Below are 19,729 nucleotides of genomic sequence, written 5' to 3' on the forward strand. Positions count from 1 at the left end.
CTTATTTCACCTCATCCGATGATGGCACCAGCTTCGCCCTAAGATCCGGGTCTTTCATATTTTTATCCAACGGGAATATAGGTCGTTGTAATCTATGGTAAGGCAGATGCTCAATATCCTGATCAACACCGCCTGGTGTAAGGGCTAACAGCCAGTCAGCACGCATGGCATAAAGTTCGGGTTCCAGGTAGCCAATTTTTACTACCACAATATCTGCAGTACGAGGATTAAGCCCGAGCCGGGTAAAATCTTTTTCTTTATGATAAGGTTTGCGCTTTTGTGTTACGATGATATGTACGCTTCCCACCTTTATTGAGGCTTCTACTTCCGCATCTGCATCGCCAGATACGATAGACTCGACCGTTCCGACAATATGTACCGGCGGTGCGTTCCGGTTATCTACCTTTGCACCTGCATATCCGTCTACACGACCACCTACACCAACCTGCATTGCTTGTTTGATCAATTCGGGTCCGGGGATAGAGGCATAAATAAGAGAAGGCCCATTGTCCGGTTTAAATTCAGGGCGATTGAGTATCTGGGTCAAAGTCCAGGTTACGTCTCCTGCCCCACCAGCTGTAGGGTTATCTCCGGAATCGCTGATATAGAACGGATGCTTTGTGCTTGCCAACGCTTTATCCAGACATTCCTTTAAATTACCCGTGGGTGCTACAAATTCAAATTTTGAGCGAACATCCCAAAAGCTTTTTGCCAGCTGCTCTGCGGTGCTGGTCACTTTATCTTTATCGTCACCCGTAACCATTACCACAGCATGATTTCGTGGTTCATCAGCCCAGGCATACCCTATCCAGATTGCTGCATCAATTATTCCTTTTTGTTCGGCAGCGGGCCAAACTTGCTGATATAAACTTTTTCCCGGTTCTATGCGTGTGCTGGTTTTTTCGCCGGGTAATAAGATAGGGACAGATATATAGGCTTTATATGCAGGCTTGCCCTTCCCGCTTTCGAGACGGTCTATCAGATTTGCTACGGCACGCCTTTTAGTTTGAATAGCATCTTCATGCGGTGCCATACGGTAACAAGTGATCAGATCGCTATTCTCCGCCAATCGCCATGAAACGTTACCATGCAGGTCCATTGCAGTTGAAATGATCGTCTTTTTGCCAACGACCTTTCTTATCCTTACAATAAAATCACCTTCGGGATCATCTAATCCCACCACACTCATGGCACCATGGATATCATAAAAAAGGCCATCATAAGACCCGTGTTTTTTAAGTGAATCCAATGTTTTATTTACCAGCGACTCGTAAGCTTCACGAGTAACAGCACCGCCAGGAAGAGCATGGCCATCTATTGTCGGAATCCAAATTGCCCCTTTACGAAGTGATGAATCCGCAGAGAAGAACGGATAAATGGTAAAAATATCAGCCCCGTATTTTGCATGAAAAGCAGCTTCATCAGTCAATGCCGGTGAAAATGTGCTCGACTCAATCCCCAAACCTGCTATTGCAATGCGGGGAAGAGCTTTCTTAGGTTGTGCAATTACAATTAACTGTGTTAAACTGCATAAAATGAATAAAGAGAAAAATTGTTTCATAATGAATATTGGTTACCAGGTATTGCCGCTGGTGATTTAATATAAGTATTCAATCTGTGCAGCCACGTTTAATCAAATATATGTTATGGAAACGATAGTTGGTTTGTATTTTTTCGGTGATAATGCTAAAGCTTATACTTGGTTGATTACATTTAGAATATTAACTTGTCGGGTAATTATAAACCAACCTAAAAATTAAACATGCAGGTAATATTTGGTATTATTTTCCACTTTATTGGTGGGTTTGCCTCGGGCAGCTTTTATATTCCCTATAAAAAAGTAAAAGGCTGGGCCTGGGAAAGTTTTTGGATAGTTGGCGGACTATTTTCATGGCTTATCGTTCCTCCACTTGCTGCATGGCTAACGATACCTCACTTTACTGAGATCATAAAAGAGACCAACGGCCAGATATTATTGCTGACTTATTTTTTTGGATTACTCTGGGGCATTGGTGGTCTCACTTATGGTTTAGGTGTCCGTTACCTCGGTGTTTCCTTAGGCAGCACTATTATTTTAGGGTTATGCGCCGTATTTGGGTCGATCATACCATCAATTTATTATAATTTCTTTCCAAAAACAGGCAAGGATACTTTTAGCATGCTACTCCATAGTCATTGGGGGCAAATGGTTTTATTGGGGATTTTGATCTGCGTGATCGGTATTGTTATTTGCGGAAAGGCAGGTATGATGAAGGAAAAAGAGTTACTTGCAGGCAAAGCTGATGTTGAAGATAATAAGGACTACCGTTTTGGACTGGGTATTTTTGTTGCCATTGTATCCGGCGTTTTGAGCGCGTGTTTCAATTTTGGTATTGAAGCCGGTAAAGATATGGCGGACCATGCTAATGAACTATGGAAAACAACACATCCCGGCCCGGGAAACTTTCTTTTTCGGAACAATGTTACATACATCGTGATACTTTGGGGTGGTTTAACTACTAATTTTGTGTGGTGTATGATCCTGAATGCGCGTAACAAAACATTTGGTGATTATACGAATAAACAACAGCCCCTGCTCAAAAACTATTTGTTCTGTGCCCTGGCAGGAACAACATGGTTTTTACAGTTCTTTTTTTACGGCATGGGCGAAAGCAGGCTGGGAAATGGTGCCAGTTCGTGGATATTGCATATGGCATTTATCATACTGATCGCCAATACCTGGGGTTTGCTGCTACGAGAATGGAAAGGTGTAAGCCGGAAAGCGTTGATAACGGTATTTGCCGGAATAATAACGATTATGTTATCCGTGCTTATTGTAGGGTACGGTAATTCAATAAAATAAGTACTAAAAATCTGAATATGTCTGCCAATACAAAACTATTTAAACATGTAAGCTACCTGTGGGATGATGCCAAGGCGGCTGAACTTGCCGGGGATGAAGTAGCATTATTAATATACCGCTCCAATTTATTGGGCGCGGATCTGCGCTTAACCAATTATGGGGGTGGCAATACTTCCTGCAAGGTAATGGACAAAGATCCGCTAACCGGTAAAGAAGTGGAAGTAATGTGGATCAAAGGCTCTGGCGGTGATATCGGCACTTTAAAAAAAAGCGGGTTAGCTGCATTATATATTGATCGCCTGAGAAGCCTGAAGAATGTTTACAGGGGAATTGAGCATGAAGATGAAATGGTAGAATTATTCAATCACAGCATTTTCGATCTGAATTCAAAAGCTCCGTCTATTGATACCCCACTGCATGGTTTTTTACCCTTTAAACATATCGACCACCTGCACCCTGATGCTGCTATTGCCATCGCGGCAGCAAAAGATGGTAAAAAGATCACTCAGGAACTTTTTAATGGTGAAATAGGCTGGGTAGAGTGGCAAAGACCGGGTTTTGATTTGGGATTGAAGCTTAAAGAATGTTTGGATAATAATCCGGGGATCCGGGGTATTATGCTGGGTTCGCATGGTTTATTTACCTGGGGCGATACCGCTTACGAAAGCTATATCAACACGCTTGAAGTAATTGAAAAATGCGCTGAATATCTTGAACAGAATTATGGCAAGAAAGCCCCTGTTTTTGGTGGGCAGAAGATACAAAGTCTTGCTGCTGAAGACAGGAAAAAACAAGCAGTTACTTTAGCTCCAATCTTACGTGGTTTCTGTTCATCAAAAACGCGGATGATCGGTCATTTTACGGATGATGCACGCGTTTTGGAATATATCAATTCGAATGACCTGGAGCGCCTTGCTCCTATGGGTACCAGTTGCCCTGATCACTTTTTGAGAACGAAGATCAGTCCGCTTGTTTTAGCATTATCTGCAGATGCTGATCTTAGTGATGTTACCGATTTAAAAGAAAAACTTGCTCCTGCATTTGAGGCTTACCGCAAAATGTATGAGGATTATTATAACACCTGCAAACATCCAAATAGCCCGGCTATTCGCGATGCTAACCCGGTTGTTATTTTATATCCGGGTGTGGGCATGTTCACTTTTGCCAAAGACAAGCAAACAGCACGAGTAGCTGCAGAATTTTATATCAACGCCATTAATGTAATGAAAGGTGCCGAGGCGATATCTGAATATACCTCCCTACCCCGCCAGGAAGCTTTCGATATCGAATACTGGCTATTGGAAGAAGCCAAATTACAGCGTATGCCCAAGCCAAAAGCTTTATCCGGTCGCATCGCTTTAATAACGGGAAGCGCGGGTGGAATAGGCAAAGCTATCGCCAAAAAGTTTGTGGAAGAGGGCGCTGTTGTTGTTTTGAATGATATGAATGCAGAACGTTTACAGGGCGCCGGAGAAGAATTTAAAAGCAAATTCGGTAAAGATGCTTATACAACTGCATTATTGGATGTCACAAAGTCTGAACAAATTAATAATGCAATAGCAGAAACTATTCTTGCTTTTGGAGGGGTTGATCTGATAGTGAATAATGCCGGCTTATCTATATCGAAAACTATCGCCGACCATACCGAAAATGACTGGGATTTGCTGTACGACGTATTAGTAAAAGGCCAGTTCTTAGTTACACAAGCTGCAACAGCAATAATGAAAAAGCAGGATATCGGCGGCGACATCATCAATATTGTAAGTAAAAACGCATTGGTAAGCGGTCCTAACAATGCTGGATACGGAAGCGCCAAAGCTGCCCAACTTCATTTAAGTAGATTAAATGCAGCAGAATTGGGTGCAGATAAGATACGTGTTAATGTAGTAAACCCGGATGCAGTGATCAGCGACAGTAATATTTGGGCCGGCGGCTGGGCCGAAGGCCGGGCAAAGGCATATGGTATTACAGTTGATGAACTGCCAGCTTATTACGCAAAAAGAACATTACTGAATGAGGCCATCCTGCCGGATGATATTGCCAACGCCTGCTTTGCTTTTGTTGGTGGTTTGTTGAATAAATCAACCGGGAATGTATTAAATGTTGATGGTGGTGTAGCAGCCGGATTTGTAAGATAGCTTACAGTTCATGGTTGATGGTTCATAGATCATAGTTTTTTCTATACTAAACATAGTCATATTATGCAGATAGAACGGTATCAAATAGATGAGTTAAACCAGGAGCATCTGGCTGATCATAAACGCAAATTGGAATTTGTTAGCCATGATCTGGCAAAGCCTGATAATGTTATCCAGAAATTAAAAATATTCAATATTGCTATTCCTAGCTGGGCTTTAGGTACCGGCGGGACACGCTTTGGTCGATTCTCGGGTGGAGGTGAGCCACGGAGTTTAGAAGAAAAAATTGAAGATGTCGGACTAATCCATGCGTTAAATAGATCAAGCAATTCTATTTCCCTGCATATTCCCTGGGATATTCCGGAAAATGCAAGTTCAATAAAAGCATTAGCGGCACAATTGGGTTTGCATTTCGATGCTGTTAATTCTAATACGTTCCAGGATCAACCCGGTCAAAAATTAAGCTACAAGTATGGCTCATTACATCATGTAGATAAAGCGGTACGCAAACAAGCCATTGAACATAATATTGAGGTGATTAAATATGGGATTCAACTAAACTCAAAAGCCTTATCTGTATGGCTTTCTGATGGGTCAAATTTCCCAGGGCAGCTTAATTTTCGCAAAGCATTTCAAAACACACTGGAAAGTCTACAGGAAATATATGAGGCTTTGCCTGATGACTGGAAAGTCTGGATAGAATATAAACCCTATGAGCCGAATTTTTACTCAACCACCATTGGCGATTGGGGTCAGTCATACTTACTCGCCTCTAAATTGGGCAATAAAGCCTCCACTTTGGTTGATTTGGGCCATCATCTGCAAGGAGCAAATATCGAACAGATCGTTTCTTTATTGCTGATGGAAGGCAAATTGGCTGGTTTCCATTTTAACGACTCTAAATATGGGGATGATGACCTTACTGTAGGCAGTATTAATCCTTATCAATTGTTCCTGATATTTAATGAGCTGGTTGAAGGTATGGATGCCCGTGGAATGAACCATGCAACTGATATTGGCTGGATGATCGATGCGTCGCATAATGTAAAAGATCCGATTGAGGATCTTTTACAATCGGTACAGGCTATAAAGATAGCTTATGCGCAAGCACTCATTGTAGATAAATCGGCTTTGCAAGCTGCACAAAATTCGAATGATGTAACCTTAGCACAGGAGATATTGCAAAAGGCCTATCGTACAGATGTTCGCCCATTAATTGCAGAGGCAAGTTTACAATCAGGCGGAAGTTTAGAACCGGTTAATACATACCGCAAACTAAAAGTGAGAAAGCATTTAATACAAGAAAGAGGTTCAAAAACAGTAGCGACAGGGCTGTAGCGTAACCATTAAAAACTAATAAATGAGCGCCACACCCGTCATAGCCATATTTGATGTAGGCAAGACTAATAAAAAGCTATTTCTGTTTGACGAAAATTACAGGATAGTTTTTGAAAAATCAGCCAAATTTACGGAGACAGTTGACGAGGACGGGTTCCCATGCGAAAATTTAGAGAGTCTCCATCAGTCCGTTTTTAATTCATTAAGGGTGGTATCGCAACTAAAGAAATTTAAGATAAAAGCAATCAATTTCTCAGCTTATGGAGCAAGTTTTGTTTGTTTAGGTGATGATGGCAAGCCTGTTTGTCCATTGTATAATTATCTGAAACCCTACCCAGAAGAATTAAGCAATCAATTCTATGCTCAATACGATGGCAAAGAGAACTTCAGTGTACAAACAGCCTCTCCTGTTTTGGGCAATCTTAATTCCGGATTGCAACTATATCGACTTAAAAATGAAAAACCTGAAGTTTTCAATAAAATAAAATATGCTTTGCACCTACCCCAATATCTCAGCTTTTTATTAACGGGGCAATACTATTCTGATCTGGCAAGTATTGGATGCCATACAGGAATGTGGGATTTCGAGAAAAACGAGTACCATAAATGGATACAGAAGGAAGGTATTGATCAAAAGCTTGCTCCTATTGAATCTGCAGATAAAACTTATAAGGCAATTTTACCCAAGTGCAATTATGATATCGGCATCGGCTTACATGACAGCTCTGCAGCATTGATCCCTTACCTGGTAAGTTTTATTGAGCCTTTTGTCCTGATATCCACGGGTACATGGTGCATCAGTCTAAATCCGTTTAATCAATCTCCATTAACTGTTGATGAATTGAAAAATGATTGCCTTTGCTATATGCAATACCAGGGCAAGCCGGTAAAGGCTTCACGGCTATTTTCGGGATATGAGCATGAGCAACAGGTTAAACGGATCAACGAACATTTTAAGGATGACAGCATTAGTTACAGAAATGTAACTTTTGATCCCCAAATAAATAACACTCTGATATCTAAACTTCCCCAAACCATACACTTTGCAGATCGGAATCTTTCAGAATTTAAAAATGCAACAGAAGCCTATCATCAATTAATCCGTGACCTCGTGCGTTTACAGGTGGACTCTACTATGCTGGTGCTTAAAAATTCACCCGTTAAAAGAATTTTTGTAGATGGTGGATTCAGCAAAAATAGTGTCTTCATGCATCTGCTTGCTGCCTCTTTTCCAGGCATCGAAGTGTACGCTGCTTCCATGGCGCAGGCATCTGCAATAGGCGCTGCATTGGTTATTCACAAAGCATGGAATCCTAATCCAATTCCAAAAGATATCATCCAACTAAACTATTATTCGGGCTGAGCTATTTTCTGACAGACTAAAGCACAGCTATCTAATAAATTTCAGGAATACATGTTGGCAATGAATATAAACTAAACTTTTGGTTTTGACATTAGCTGCCAAATCGTATCTTAGTAATTCCTAAATTATAAACCAGTACTGCAATTTGACATAATGATAAAGTGGGCACACGTTTTATTGATCGTTTTATTTCTTACCGGCTGTAAAAAGGCATTTAATCCTCCGGGCGCACTTTCAGATACAAATAAATACCTGGTGATCGATGGAATCATTAACACAGGTAATGATTCCACATTTATCCGTCTCAGCAGGACAAAAAAGTTTGATACCGTTATTGTCATCGACAAGGAAATGGGTGCACAAGTAAAGGTTGAAAGCGATGCTAATAATACTTATCCTTTATCGGAAATAAATCCGGGTACTTATTCCGCAGCTCCGCTAAATCTTGATAATTCTCATAAATACAGGTTAAGAATAAAAACTACAGATGGTAAAGAATACGTTTCGGATTTTGTGCAGGTAAAAAACGCCCCGCCCATTGATAGTGTGGGTTTCGTGGCGAAACCTTCTATGGTTCAGATATACGTTAATACGCATGATCCTACAAATAACACCAAATATTATCGTTGGGAATACTCTGAAGCATGGAGGTTCCATGCAACCTATCAATCTTTTTGGATTGGAGCCGCAAGGCGTGATTCGAGCGAGTTTATTTATTATTGCTATAGTAAGGATACTTCAAGTTATATAACATTATCAACTTCGGCTCAATTAGCTCAGGACGTAATTTACCAGGCCCCGATAACTACTATACCGTCGTCATCAGAAAAAATACAAATAAGATATAGCATATTTGTTAAGCAATATGCATTAACAAGTGGTGCCTATAGCTTTTGGAGCAATTTGCATAAAAATGGTGAAAGCAACGGAACTATATTTGATGCCCAACCTTCCGATAATCAGACGAATTATCACTGTGTCACTAATCCCAATGAGATCGTAATAGGATATTTGAGTGCAGGCAGCACGACAACTAAACGGGTATTTATAAACCGTGATCAGTTTCCTGCCAGTTATAATCCCCGGTATTCACTTGCATGTTCAATAGACACAGCTTATGGGGATAAGGGTGAATACACTGTATTTGGCAGTCCTTATGTTACGGCTATTGAAGGTTTGTTTACTTCCCCGCCATTACCCTTTGGTACACCAAACGCTGTAACGTATTCTAGTAGTGACTGTGCTGATTGTACGACAAGAGGCGTAAAAGCCCCGCCGCCTTTTTGGAAATAGTATCTTATTTGCTCTTCACCTCAAAATAAAAATATTGACTGCCCGCTTCCCCATTCTGCGCTATACCTTCAATTATTCCTATATAATGCCCGGGTTTATCACCGGTAAAAAATGATAATTTATTTTGTCCCTGTGGATCAGTATCAGCTTTGGGGTTCCAGTACAAAACATTTCTAAAATCAGGTATAGAACTGTTGATCTGCTGATCTGAATCATATACAGGTGAGTAAAACTTACGTTCGAGCTGTAACCCGTCATAATCCATAACAATTGTGTGCTGGTCCAACTGAATATTGGTGCTTTGGCCATTATAAGTGATAAAACTTATAATCCCGTTAAAAACGGCCGGACCATAAACATAATTTGTACCAACTACATCCAGCCTTTTAACTTTTAAGGGATCAACAGTAAATATCTTGTCGACATCAAATATAGGCCTGGCATCCAGTAATACAAGTGGTTGCCCCGGAAGTGTCGTTTTATCATTATTGATTATTTGTAAACCCGTTTTACCACGATCTCTTGTCATTACCACCAGCCTCACATATTCATGTATTACATCTTCTATTGTAGGGAAACGGGTATAGTCATCCAGCAAATAAGTATAGGTAGGCTTGCCATAAAACAAAGCAGTATCTGCAGCCGGATTATTAAATTGCTTTAATTGTTTGGCTGTGAAGATGTTTTGCACCTGCATATTCAGGCTATTATCGGCCAGTAGTTTTTTTGTACCCGTGTTTAAATTCAGAAGCGGCATGGTTTGCTGTCCATATTGTTCGCTAAAAGGATTTACTATGTCAATGCGATAAATACTATCCTGCTGCCATTGGGTTTGGGCAAATAGTTCGTTTGAACCATAGAAATCTCTTGTATTAAAGAGCAGCTTTCCAGTTGAATCACTTTTGGCTGTATATAATTGATGACGAGTACCCGCAATGGTTACATAGGCTGTTATGTTATTTGCAGGCTGTTCGGTTTTGCTATTTACAATTTTCCCGGTAATAATTGGCCCTGTGTATTCAGGTAAAAATGTAAACCGGGGCTTCTCTCCCGCCAATATTTTACTCCAGTCAAATTGCGTCCATCCCTGCGAAAGCAGCACGTTATCTATTGCCTGATTTGTTTCTTCATTATTATTTTCGATGTAATAATCAGGTGATTCAATGTGCCCTTTCAGGTCTGCGCTTAGCCAAAGATAACCTGCAATATGTGCCGCATCATTGTTTTGCAATGAATCCAAGCGATAAACCGATAGAGATAAATTAGCCGGAATATTTTTGTTATCCTTGTTGCGGGTAGTAATTGACAGGCTTACTTTTTTTCGATTATCATATAGCTTATTATCTGTATTTGCGCTGATAACCAGCTTTCTATTGGGCCGTTTGAATATTAGCCTTTCACATATGGGTCTTTGCTGCCCATCAAATAATGTGATATAACTTAATCCTTCGGAGAGTTTATTTTTATTGATGTTAAAATGGGCACTTCCATTCGTAATGCTTGCACTTTCAGCTAGGTTTATAGTATGTCTGTTATGCACAATTGAATAGACCACAGATGTTCGGGTACTATCAGAATTTTTGACAGAAACCTCCCAATCTGCGCCATGATCAGTCACTTGCATCACATAGCCCTGATTGCTTATTTCAGGTAATTCTTTGGTAATGATGGTGCCGCCTGTTTTAATAATTACTTTATACCCTGTCTGAGCCAAAGGTGTAAAACTAAAACTACCGATACCAAATTTTAACGATTTAAACCGTACAACTGTATCATTTTGCTGATTGATAATTGCACCGGTACAATCTGCACCTTTTCCATCAGGCGTTGTTACTTTAAGTGCGATCTTACTATTCAACCCTTTAACTAAATGACCTCCTTCTGGGAAAAACTGCACATCATAAACTGATGAAACTGACTTAGGTTGAGCCGGCGATACTTTTACAGGGTTTACGATGGTGATCTGTTTTTCGAAAAAATAATCGACATCAAAGTTTTTCATCCAGCTGGTATAGGCCCTCAACTGGTAATTCCCATTAGTTAGTGAAAACGGAATATAGAATGATCCTGTGCCTGTACCCTGGTTCAATGCAATTTTGGCCTGTAATACTGCATTATGTTTATTATCCAGTATTTCGACATAAGCTACTTTACTTAGATCGATTATTTTATTTGTACTGCCATCGGTGTTATAAATTTTAAACCAGAGTATTTCTCCGGTTAAGTAAAAGTTCTTGTCTGTATGAACATATATTTTTTCGTGCAGATTGGCTTTCTGGAAATTGATAAAGTTATTTTGCAAACCGGACAATACCTGTGCCTTGCTGTTTATGCAGATCATTAAGCAGGCAATGAAAGATATTACTGATTTATAATTTCTCATCATTTAAAATCTAATATTATAGTTGATAAATGGTATTGGCTTGGCAAATATGGATAGTTGGTACCCATTTATTGCCCCACCCTGTTCGGTGAAATACGTTGAATAAGCATTAGCACGGCCAGTTAAATTATACACCCCTATATTCCAAGAATTATGTGTTTTTTGATGGATTTTGTGATTACCATCGATATTAATTGAAAAGTCTGCTCTGAAATAATCCGGGATACGAAATGTATTCCGATCAGAATAAAGCACACGTACCCCACCCCCCAGGTAATATTCTGTTATTGGATAGGTTATCGGGCGACCTGTACTATAAGTCAGATCCAACGAAACACTGAATCGTTGACTAACCCTGTAATTACCGGTAAAGTTGAAGTCATTGGGTTTGTCATAGTTGGCCGGGTAAAAACTGCCGTTATTGATCAGCTCGCCTGCATGCGGGTCAGCCTGTCTCAGGAAGGTTCTTGAATAGGTATAGCTGATCCAGCCGTTCAGCTTTCCTGCCGTCTTCTTGATCAGAAACTCTATCCCGTAGGCTTTTCCCTGCGTCTCCACCACATCCTGCTCGATATGCTGGTTCAGCAGCAGCGTGGCCCCGCTCTTGTAATCCAAATAGTCCGATATCCATTTGTAATACACCTCCACCGAGGTCTCTATCGTATTGGCCTGGTTGTTATGGTACAGTCCCAGTGAGGCCTGTTTGCCAAACTGCGGTTTGATGTTCGGGTCGCTCAGCTTATAGGTGTCCGTCGGCGAGATCGCCGTCGTGTTCGACAGCAGGTGGATGTATTGCCTGAGCGTATTGTACGATGCCTTCAGCGAGGTGTTATCACCCAGACTGTAGCGTGCCGACAGCCTGATCTCCGGGCCGCCATAGGTATTGATTACCTTGTTCTTCCCATAGGTGGTGCTGTCCACGATGTTCACCCCTTCTTTGGGCAGGTTCGGTGCGTAATTATCCACCGTCTGCGGACCCAGGTAGGCATACAGCGAGTAGCGGATACCCGCACTGATCGACAGCTCCGGGGTCACATCATATTTGTCGCCCAAATACAACGCGCTTTCCAGTGCCTGTTCCGCCGGTACGATATCCGGTACCACCAGCGATTTCTCTCCGTTGGGTTCGTTATCTCCCGGGTTCAGGTGATAGTTGATCGCGCTCAGCCCGAAGTTGATTGTGTTCTTCGGGTTCAGGTAATAGTTAAAGTCCGCCTTAAAGTCGTATTGCTTGACCTCGAAGTTCAGCTGATAGGCCGTTACCGGGTTGGCCGAGCTCGATACATCGTACTGGTAGTCGTCTATCCCGGTCATGAACACGCTGTAGAGCTTATTGCTGAAGTTATGCTTCCACTTGATGTTCGCGTTGCGGTTCCTATAACCATAGGCCGTATCGCTGTTCAGCCTGAACTTATCCTGGCTCAGATAGGTGGAGATATAGATATTGTTCTTCTCGTTGATCTGGTGGCTGATATCCAGGTTGGCATCGTAGAACGAGGCCGAGCTGTGCTTGTAGGCTTCCGGCAGCAGCGTCAGCAGCCAGTCCGAATAGGTCGTCCTTGCCCCGAAGATAAACGAGGTCTTATCCCTGACGATCGGCCCTTCCACGTTCAGCCGGCTGGTCAGCAGGCCGATGCCTGCCGTACCCGTAAATTTCTTCTTGTTCCCTTCCCGGTCGGCTACGTCCAGCACGGAGGACAGCCTGCCGCCGTATTTCTCCGGGATGGTACTTTTATACAGCTCGATGCTCTTGACGATATCCGGGTTAAAGGCCGAAAAGAACCCGAAAAAGTGCGAGGGATTATAGATCGTGGCATCATTCAGCAGGATCAGGTTCTGGTCGGCCGAGCCGCCCCTGACGTTAAAGCCGGTCGTGGCCTCACCCACCGATTGCACGCCCGGCAGGGACAGCACTACCCTTAATATGTCGGCTTCGCCGAAGGCCGTCGGGATCTGCTTGATGCTCTTGATGTCCAGCTTGTTCACCCCCATCTCCACGCTGCGTACATTGGCTACCTTTTCTGCCGATATCTGTACTTCTTTCAGCGAGGTCACCTGTTCCTGCATCTCGATGTTCAGCTTGCCATCCGAATACAAAATGATCCTTCTTTTGGTGTCCTTCATCCCCAGGCCTTTGATCGTCAGCGTCTGGCGTCCCCGTGGCAACGTCAGCGAGAAATAACCGAACTGGTCGGTGGCAATACCTGTCTTCGTATCCGGGTTATAGATGCTCGCCCCGATGATCCCCTCTCCCGATTTCGAGTTCTTGACATAGCCCGCCAGGTTCGCAGTCCCCGACTTAATGTTGTTCGTCCGGATCCCGATCTCGTACAGCTTGTTCTCCGTCGTCGCCTCGGGTACCTTCTTCGACTCTTCAACACTATAATCAACATTAACCGACACAGTAGCTGCGGCTGGGTTTGCGCTATTATCAAAAAATACAGGTACAAGACCGGTGGTTATAGTCCGGTTTTTTGTCAGGATCACTTCCTGCTGATCAGTGATGACGTAATGATAATAGGTACGTTCAAATATTTTATCTAAGATGAATGTTAAAGGTTTTTGATTGATAGTAACTGTTACTTTCAAGCTATCCAACTGTACCGGGTCATAATAAAACCGATGACCAGTCTTTAATTTTAGGTCACTTACTACCTGAGAAATACTAGCCTGCCTGAAATCAACATCTAATAACTTATTATCACCCTGTTGTGCGCAAACAACTGTTGATAAGATAAAAAGGATATAGAAGGTCAGGTAAAATTTAAACATATTAATTGCTTATCTGGTCGTAATAACTGGCCAATCTGGCAACCGTGCCCTCTTCATCTTTATTATATTTGATTTTATTGCTCTTGAGATATTGATTAAGTTCTTTGCCCTTATTCTTAAAAATATCCATTAACGCGCTTTTACTACTTACAGGGAAGTACTTATTATCTTTTTTTACATATATCGCCGTTTTGTCTTCATAGACGATCTCTGTTGATTTTGACTCATCTATCAGCTTTGTTCTTTTCACCAAAACCTGTGACTTGCCATCATATAACAGATCATAAAAACCAGGTGTTAAGTCATCCGGGCTTTTAGTATTCAAGTAAATAAAATGATGCTCCAGCAAATAGATATCAGAAGTTCTTTCGGCATCCAGTACGAATAAGTTGTTCCCGTTCACAGATATCATAACGTCGTTATGTACATCATACAAAACCGGGATATTTTTAAACCAGGTGCCATTATATCGTATCAGACTGGGGATACAGTAGTTTTTATCCTGGAAATAAAAAGTGCCCTTATTTGCCGGGGGATATAATTCATACTTAGCGCCGTTATAAATTTCTGATTGTTCCGCAATGGTAGTATTAAAGTAATCAATAACCTGTTTGGCAGTACTGCTGTACAATAAAGTATCCTCCGGAGCATTTTGCGCTGAAGACTTTAAGACAGTTAAACCCAGAAAAATAGCTAAAGCAAGGGCTTTTGGAGGCATATTTATAAAATACTATAAGGCAATTGGTTATTGAAAGCAATATAGTATTTAATCAACTAAGTTTATAATTATACAAGAAGTATTATTAATGCCCAGAGTATATCTAGTAAGCAACTTGTAGTAAACCTCTTTCAATTTTTCTAAAAAACCTATCTTGCAATCTATTTAAAGCTTATGAAATATGTTTTAGGGATCGATATCGGTACAGGTAGCGTAAAGGCTGTGGCAGTTGATCTTGATGGGAAATCATTTGAGGTCAGCCAGCAGCATTATCCTTTCAGTGCCCCCAAGCCCGGCTACCATGAGCAAGACCCGGAACTTATTTGGAGTGCCTTCTCAATAAGCATCAAAGGTATTATTGATAAAACCGGAGCACAACCGTCAGCCATCAGCTTAAGCAGCGCTATGCATAGCTTTATAGTTGTAGACGAAAACTGTAAGCCGTTAGCACCAATGATAACCTGGGCTGATAGCCGTAGTTCAGAAATTGCCGCCAAATTAAGAAATACTGAAAGAGGTATAGCCATATATACAGCTACCGGGACCCCTATTCATGCTATGTCACCTTTATGCAAATTGATCTGGTTAAAGGAAAATAACGGCGAACTATTCAGAAAAGCACATAAATTTATTTCAATCAAAGAATTTATCTGGTACAAACTTTTTAAGGAATTTACTATTGATCATTCTATTGCATCAAGTACGAGTCTATTTGATATCGTTGAACTCAAATGGTATGATGATGCTTTGAGATTAGCCGGTATTTCTGCCTCATTGCTTTCAAAGCCTGTTACTACTGATTATTATAAGGAATACAAGGATCCATCTTCTTTAAACTTTCTTAAAACGGGCATACCGATTATTATAGGCGCCAGCGATGGCTGCCTGGCCAACCTTGGCAGTATGGCAAATAAACCGGGCATTGCTGCGATAACCATCGGCACAAGCGGTGCTATCAGGGTAGCCAGCAATAAACCATTGCCGAACCCCAGCGCTATGACATTTAGCTATATACTGGATAAGGAAACCTTTATTTGTGGCGGACCGATCAATAACGGTGGTGTGGCAATGCAATGGTGGTTAAAGAACATCAGCGGGCCTGATCCAAAGAACGACGACTATAATAAACTATTCGAACAAATAGCCTTGGTATCGGCTGGCAGTAACGGATTGATCTTTCTGCCCTACCTTACAGGTGAACGCGCCCCGATATGGGACGGTGAAAGCTGCGGTAATTTTTTCGGGGTAAAACTTCAACATAAACAACCAGATTTTTCGAGGGCGGTGATGGAAGGTATTTGTTATGCACTGAAAGATGTTTTGGATGCTGTACAGCAAAATTCCAAATTGATCACCCAGATAAATGTTAGCGGAGGTTTTACCAAATCTGATGTATGGGTACAAACACTGGCTGATATCACCGGTAAAAACCTTGCAATACTGCAGGCTGACGACGCATCAGCGGTTGGTGCAGCTTTTATGGCTTTAAAAAACATTGGGGTGATAAAGGAATACCCATCTGTAACCGCCGATCTGAAAGTATTCAAACCCCAAACGCAAAACACCGAAGTTTATAGCAGAAATTTCACAATCTACAGACAGCTATATTCCGACTTGAAAGAAACCATGCACAAAGTCTATAAAATGAACAATTAGAGATCTTTTTTTCAAACCAAATTTTTGTTTTTGTAAAACTATTCAGCTTTACCAAAGTTGAATAGTAAAAGCATAATGGAAATTACGGTAAACCGCAGCCTTCGCCACTGGTGGGTGTTTGTTTTAAGAGGAATTCTATTTATTCTGCTTGGTGTCTATGTGTTCATGTCGCCGGCAAGTGCATATATAGCGCTCAGCTTTTTATTTGGACTGGCCATTCTCCTGGCCGGGATTGCTGAGTTAATGCACGCTTACCAGGATCGTGGTTCAGCTAATCGCGGCTGGCACCTATTTATTGGGATAGTAGATATACTTCTCGGATTAGTACTAATGAGCCATCTTACAGCAAGTATGAATATCCTGCGCATTATCGTAGGCATCTATTTTATTTTTCGCGGCCTTACTATTTTTAATTTACGTGGTTTAACAAGAGGATTATGGTGGGTTACTTTAGCCGGAGTAATCGTTTTGCTATTTGGTATCATGGTATTGGTTAATCCGGTTTTTGGGGCCATGACTATTGTTATATGGACGGGTTCTGCTTTTATTGTAATGGGACTCTTAAATGTGTTCCTGGGTATGCGCATGAGGCCTGTTTAATAATAACTCGGTTAATTTTCGCATAACCATTTTCAGGTTGTTATGCGGATCGGCTCTCCTATTTTTATAGTGTTCAATATCGAAAACATAAAAACACAGTAAAATGGAAACTTTACAGCAAACAGATCTTTCAGCACAAGTGCTGGATTATTCGGTTGACCCTCGCCTTTCAACCGAAGTAAAAGCTTTCTTAAAAGTTCTTAATTCTGGTGGCCCACCGGTAGAGAGTTTATCAAAACAAGATGCGCGAAATGTGCTTATTGGCGCCCAGGCATCGGTGAATGTTGAGCTTTCGGGTATTGAGGAATCTGAAAAAACAATTACCGCTGATGGTTATACTATAAAGCTGAACATAGTAAGACCAGCAGGTGTAACAACAAAGCTTCCGGTATTTATTTTCATCCATGGCGGTGGATGGATATTGGGAGATTATCCGACCCATAAAAGAATGGTTCGTGACCTTTCCGTACTGTCCGGATTTTCCGGGGTATTTGTAAACTATACTCCATCACCAGAGGCGCAATATCCACAGGCTGTTAATGAGATCTATGCTGCGACTAAATGGGTGGCAGAACATGGTGATGAAATCAACGTAGATGGTAAAAACCTGGCCGTTGTAGGCAATAGTGTAGGTGGAAATATGACTGCCGTAACAGCTTTAAAGGCGAAAGAAAATAATGGTCCTAAAATTAAATTGCAGATCATGATGTGGCCGATTGTTGATTCCAGCTTTGATACAGAATCATACCATCTGTTTGGTGAACAAAGGTTTTTGACCACCTCATTAATGAAATGGATGTATGATCAATATACAACAGACCTTAATGAGCGTAAAGAGATATACGCTTCGCCATTGCAGGCTACTGTTGATCAGCTAAAAGGCTTGCCACCTGCTCTTATCCAGGTTGCTGAAAATGATATACTCCGCGATGGAGGCGAGGCATACGGACGTAAGCTCGATGAAGCTGGTGTACCTGTTACTACAGTACGATATAATGGTGTTATCCATGATTTTGGCTTAATAAATGGCCTGGCTGAAATCCCTCAAACCAGATCATTGTTTGTTCAAGCGGCTGCCGAACTTAAAAAGTATCTGAAATAGAAATTGTTCTTTAGAAGCCAATAAGTAATTCATAAAAAAACGGGCAGAATGTATATCCTGCCCGTTTTTTTATGAATAGTCCCTGGTAACTGATTTTTTATTTCCAACCACCACCTAAAGCTTTATAAAGTTCAGAAACAGCACTCAGCTGTGATCTTTTTATTGAAGCAAGTTCCAGTTCTCCTTGTAATACATTACCTTGGGCAATAAGCACTTCCAAATAGTTGGCCATCCCGTTTTTGAATAACAAATTAGAATTGGATGTGGCCTGTTGTAAGGTATGTAAACGGTTTGCAGAAATGGCCTGTTGATCTTTTAGCTTTTCGATCTTAACTAAAGCATCTGATACCTCGCCGACAGCAACTAATACCGATTGCCTGAATTGGATCACTGTTTTTTCGCGCTCAACTTTAGCCACTTCGTATTGTGTTTTTAATTCTTTATGATCAAGCAAAGGCTGTAAAACACTGCCTGCCACAACACCGAATAATGATGCAGGAATATTGAACCAGTTACTTGCTTTAAAAGAATTAACACCGCCTTCGGCTGTAATTCTCAATGCTGGATACATTTCTGATTTATTGATACCCACTTTAGCATTAGCTATTTTGAGGGCTAACTCCTGGCTCCTCACATCCGGCCTGCGGCTCACCAGAGCAGAAGGTATACCGGTTGACAGGCTTTGAGTAAAAGTTATATCATCCAATTTAGCACTGCGCTCTACCCTGCCGGGTAATTCGCCAGCCAGAATTTGCAAAGCGTTTTCCTGTAAGGTGATATCCTGTTCAAATTGCGGAACCAGTTCAGCAGCTGCCATACGTTGTGCCTCAGCTTGTTGTACAGCAAGAGAAGTTACTTGTCCGGCATCATATTGCAGTTTGATGATGCGCAATGTACTGTCATTCAAAGCCACATTTCTCTGTGCGATAGACAATTGATCGTCCAGCATCAGCAAATTATAATAACCTTGCGAAACACTTGCCACGATATCGGTTTGTATCGCCTTTTTAGCTTCTGTAGTTTGTAAGTAGGCTGCTAAGGCACTTTTATTCTGATTACGGATCTTACCCCAGATATCCGCTTCCCATGAAAGGGAAATGTTTGCTGAATAATCTTCTATATGTTTTGCCCCAAAATCGTATTGAGATAAACTTAAGCCATCCAGGCTATTATCTGATGGCCTGGTGCTGCTGGCGGTAACATTTAAGTCTGCCTGTGGCACGTAGTTCCATTTAACCTGCTTAACCAATAATTGCGATGCTTCAATATTTTTGATCGCCAATTGCATATCATAGTTTTTTATGATAGCACTGTCAATCAATTTCTGAAGGGTAGCATCGGTAAAGAAATTTTTCCAGGGTATATCAGCTACGCTGCTGGTATCCGTTGCTGCAGCTGCATTCCTGAACGTGTCAGGTAATGCAGGTTTGGGTGTCTCGACATTCTTCGAAACGTTACAGGCGCTTAGTACTACCAGTATAAAAGCCAGCCCGCTTATATATTTTTTCATTTTGAATTCAATTT

The 19,729-nt window shown here is 41.4% G+C and carries 13 protein-coding genes; 8 read left to right on the top strand and 5 right to left on the bottom strand.

What is annotated here, in order from left to right:
* Nucleotide 1 precedes the first annotated feature (1 nt).
* Entirely contained in the window at nucleotides 2–1,561 is a 1,560-nt protein-coding gene (locus ACPPVU_RS17815) for a M81 family metallopeptidase (protein ID WP_426667900.1), read from the bottom strand.
* A 201-nt stretch (nucleotides 1,562–1,762) separates the two neighbouring features.
* On the opposite strand from ACPPVU_RS17815, the gene rhaT reads away from it, so the two are divergent.
* From rhaT to ACPPVU_RS17840, 5 genes are all read left to right on the top strand, one after another.
* Nucleotides 1,763–2,842, top strand: a complete 1,080-nt coding sequence (rhaT, locus tag ACPPVU_RS17820) for an L-rhamnose/proton symporter RhaT (protein ID WP_426667901.1) — start codon at nucleotides 1,763–1,765, stop codon at nucleotides 2,840–2,842.
* A 17-nt stretch (nucleotides 2,843–2,859) separates the two neighbouring features.
* Nucleotides 2,860–4,980, top strand: a complete 2,121-nt coding sequence (locus tag ACPPVU_RS17825) for a bifunctional aldolase/short-chain dehydrogenase (RefSeq protein ID WP_426667903.1) — start codon at nucleotides 2,860–2,862, stop codon at nucleotides 4,978–4,980.
* A gap of 63 nt (nucleotides 4,981–5,043) precedes the next feature.
* Nucleotides 5,044–6,318 carry a TIM barrel protein gene (locus tag ACPPVU_RS17830; RefSeq protein ID WP_426667904.1) on the top strand — a complete coding sequence of 425 codons (1,275 nt, stop codon included), beginning with the start codon at nucleotides 5,044–5,046 and terminating at the stop codon, nucleotides 6,316–6,318.
* A 22-nt stretch (nucleotides 6,319–6,340) separates the two neighbouring features.
* Complete coding sequence (locus tag ACPPVU_RS17835; protein WP_426667906.1) at nucleotides 6,341–7,681, top strand: FGGY-family carbohydrate kinase; 1,341 nt, start codon at nucleotides 6,341–6,343, stop codon at nucleotides 7,679–7,681.
* Nucleotides 7,682–7,834: 153 nt separating this feature from the next.
* Nucleotides 7,835–8,974, top strand: a complete 1,140-nt coding sequence (locus ACPPVU_RS17840; protein WP_426667907.1) for a DUF4249 domain-containing protein — start codon at nucleotides 7,835–7,837, stop codon at nucleotides 8,972–8,974.
* Nucleotides 8,975–8,978: 4 nt separating this feature from the next.
* Here the strand turns inward: ACPPVU_RS17840 and ACPPVU_RS17845 are convergent, their stop codons facing one another.
* The 3 genes from ACPPVU_RS17845 to ACPPVU_RS17855 are packed head-to-tail and all read right to left on the bottom strand — an operon-like array spanning nucleotide 8,979 to nucleotide 14,847.
* Nucleotides 8,979–11,360, bottom strand: coding sequence for a hypothetical protein (locus ACPPVU_RS17845; RefSeq protein ID WP_426667908.1), 2,382 nt, complete (start codon nucleotides 11,358–11,360; stop codon nucleotides 8,979–8,981).
* Complete coding sequence (locus ACPPVU_RS17850; protein ID WP_426667909.1) at nucleotides 11,361–14,129, bottom strand: TonB-dependent receptor; 2,769 nt, start codon at nucleotides 14,127–14,129, stop codon at nucleotides 11,361–11,363. It abuts the gene before it with no gap.
* A gap of 1 nt (nucleotide 14,130) precedes the next feature.
* Complete coding sequence (locus ACPPVU_RS17855) at nucleotides 14,131–14,847, bottom strand: hypothetical protein (RefSeq protein WP_426667911.1); 717 nt, start codon at nucleotides 14,845–14,847, stop codon at nucleotides 14,131–14,133.
* 174 nt (nucleotides 14,848–15,021) lie between these two features.
* On the opposite strand from ACPPVU_RS17855, the gene ACPPVU_RS17860 reads away from it, so the two are divergent.
* The 3 genes from ACPPVU_RS17860 (at nucleotide 15,022) to ACPPVU_RS17870 (ending at nucleotide 18,205) form a co-directional block, all read left to right on the top strand.
* Nucleotides 15,022–16,503, top strand: a complete 1,482-nt coding sequence (locus ACPPVU_RS17860) for a gluconokinase (RefSeq protein WP_426667912.1) — start codon at nucleotides 15,022–15,024, stop codon at nucleotides 16,501–16,503.
* A 75-nt stretch (nucleotides 16,504–16,578) separates the two neighbouring features.
* Complete coding sequence (locus tag ACPPVU_RS17865; RefSeq protein WP_426667914.1) at nucleotides 16,579–17,103, top strand: HdeD family acid-resistance protein; 525 nt, start codon at nucleotides 16,579–16,581, stop codon at nucleotides 17,101–17,103.
* Nucleotides 17,104–17,206: 103 nt separating this feature from the next.
* Nucleotides 17,207–18,205, top strand: a complete 999-nt coding sequence (locus tag ACPPVU_RS17870) for an alpha/beta hydrolase fold domain-containing protein (RefSeq protein ID WP_426667916.1) — start codon at nucleotides 17,207–17,209, stop codon at nucleotides 18,203–18,205.
* A gap of 97 nt (nucleotides 18,206–18,302) precedes the next feature.
* Here ACPPVU_RS17870 and ACPPVU_RS17875 read toward each other — a convergent pair whose 3' ends face one another.
* Entirely contained in the window at nucleotides 18,303–19,715 is a 1,413-nt protein-coding gene (locus ACPPVU_RS17875) for a TolC family protein (RefSeq protein WP_426667917.1), read from the bottom strand.
* Nucleotides 19,716–19,729: the final 14 nt, after the last annotated feature.

It is taken from the genome of Mucilaginibacter sp. McL0603 (assembly GCF_049992945.1).
In the GTDB taxonomy this organism is placed as follows: Bacteria; Bacteroidota; Bacteroidia; order Sphingobacteriales; family Sphingobacteriaceae; genus Mucilaginibacter.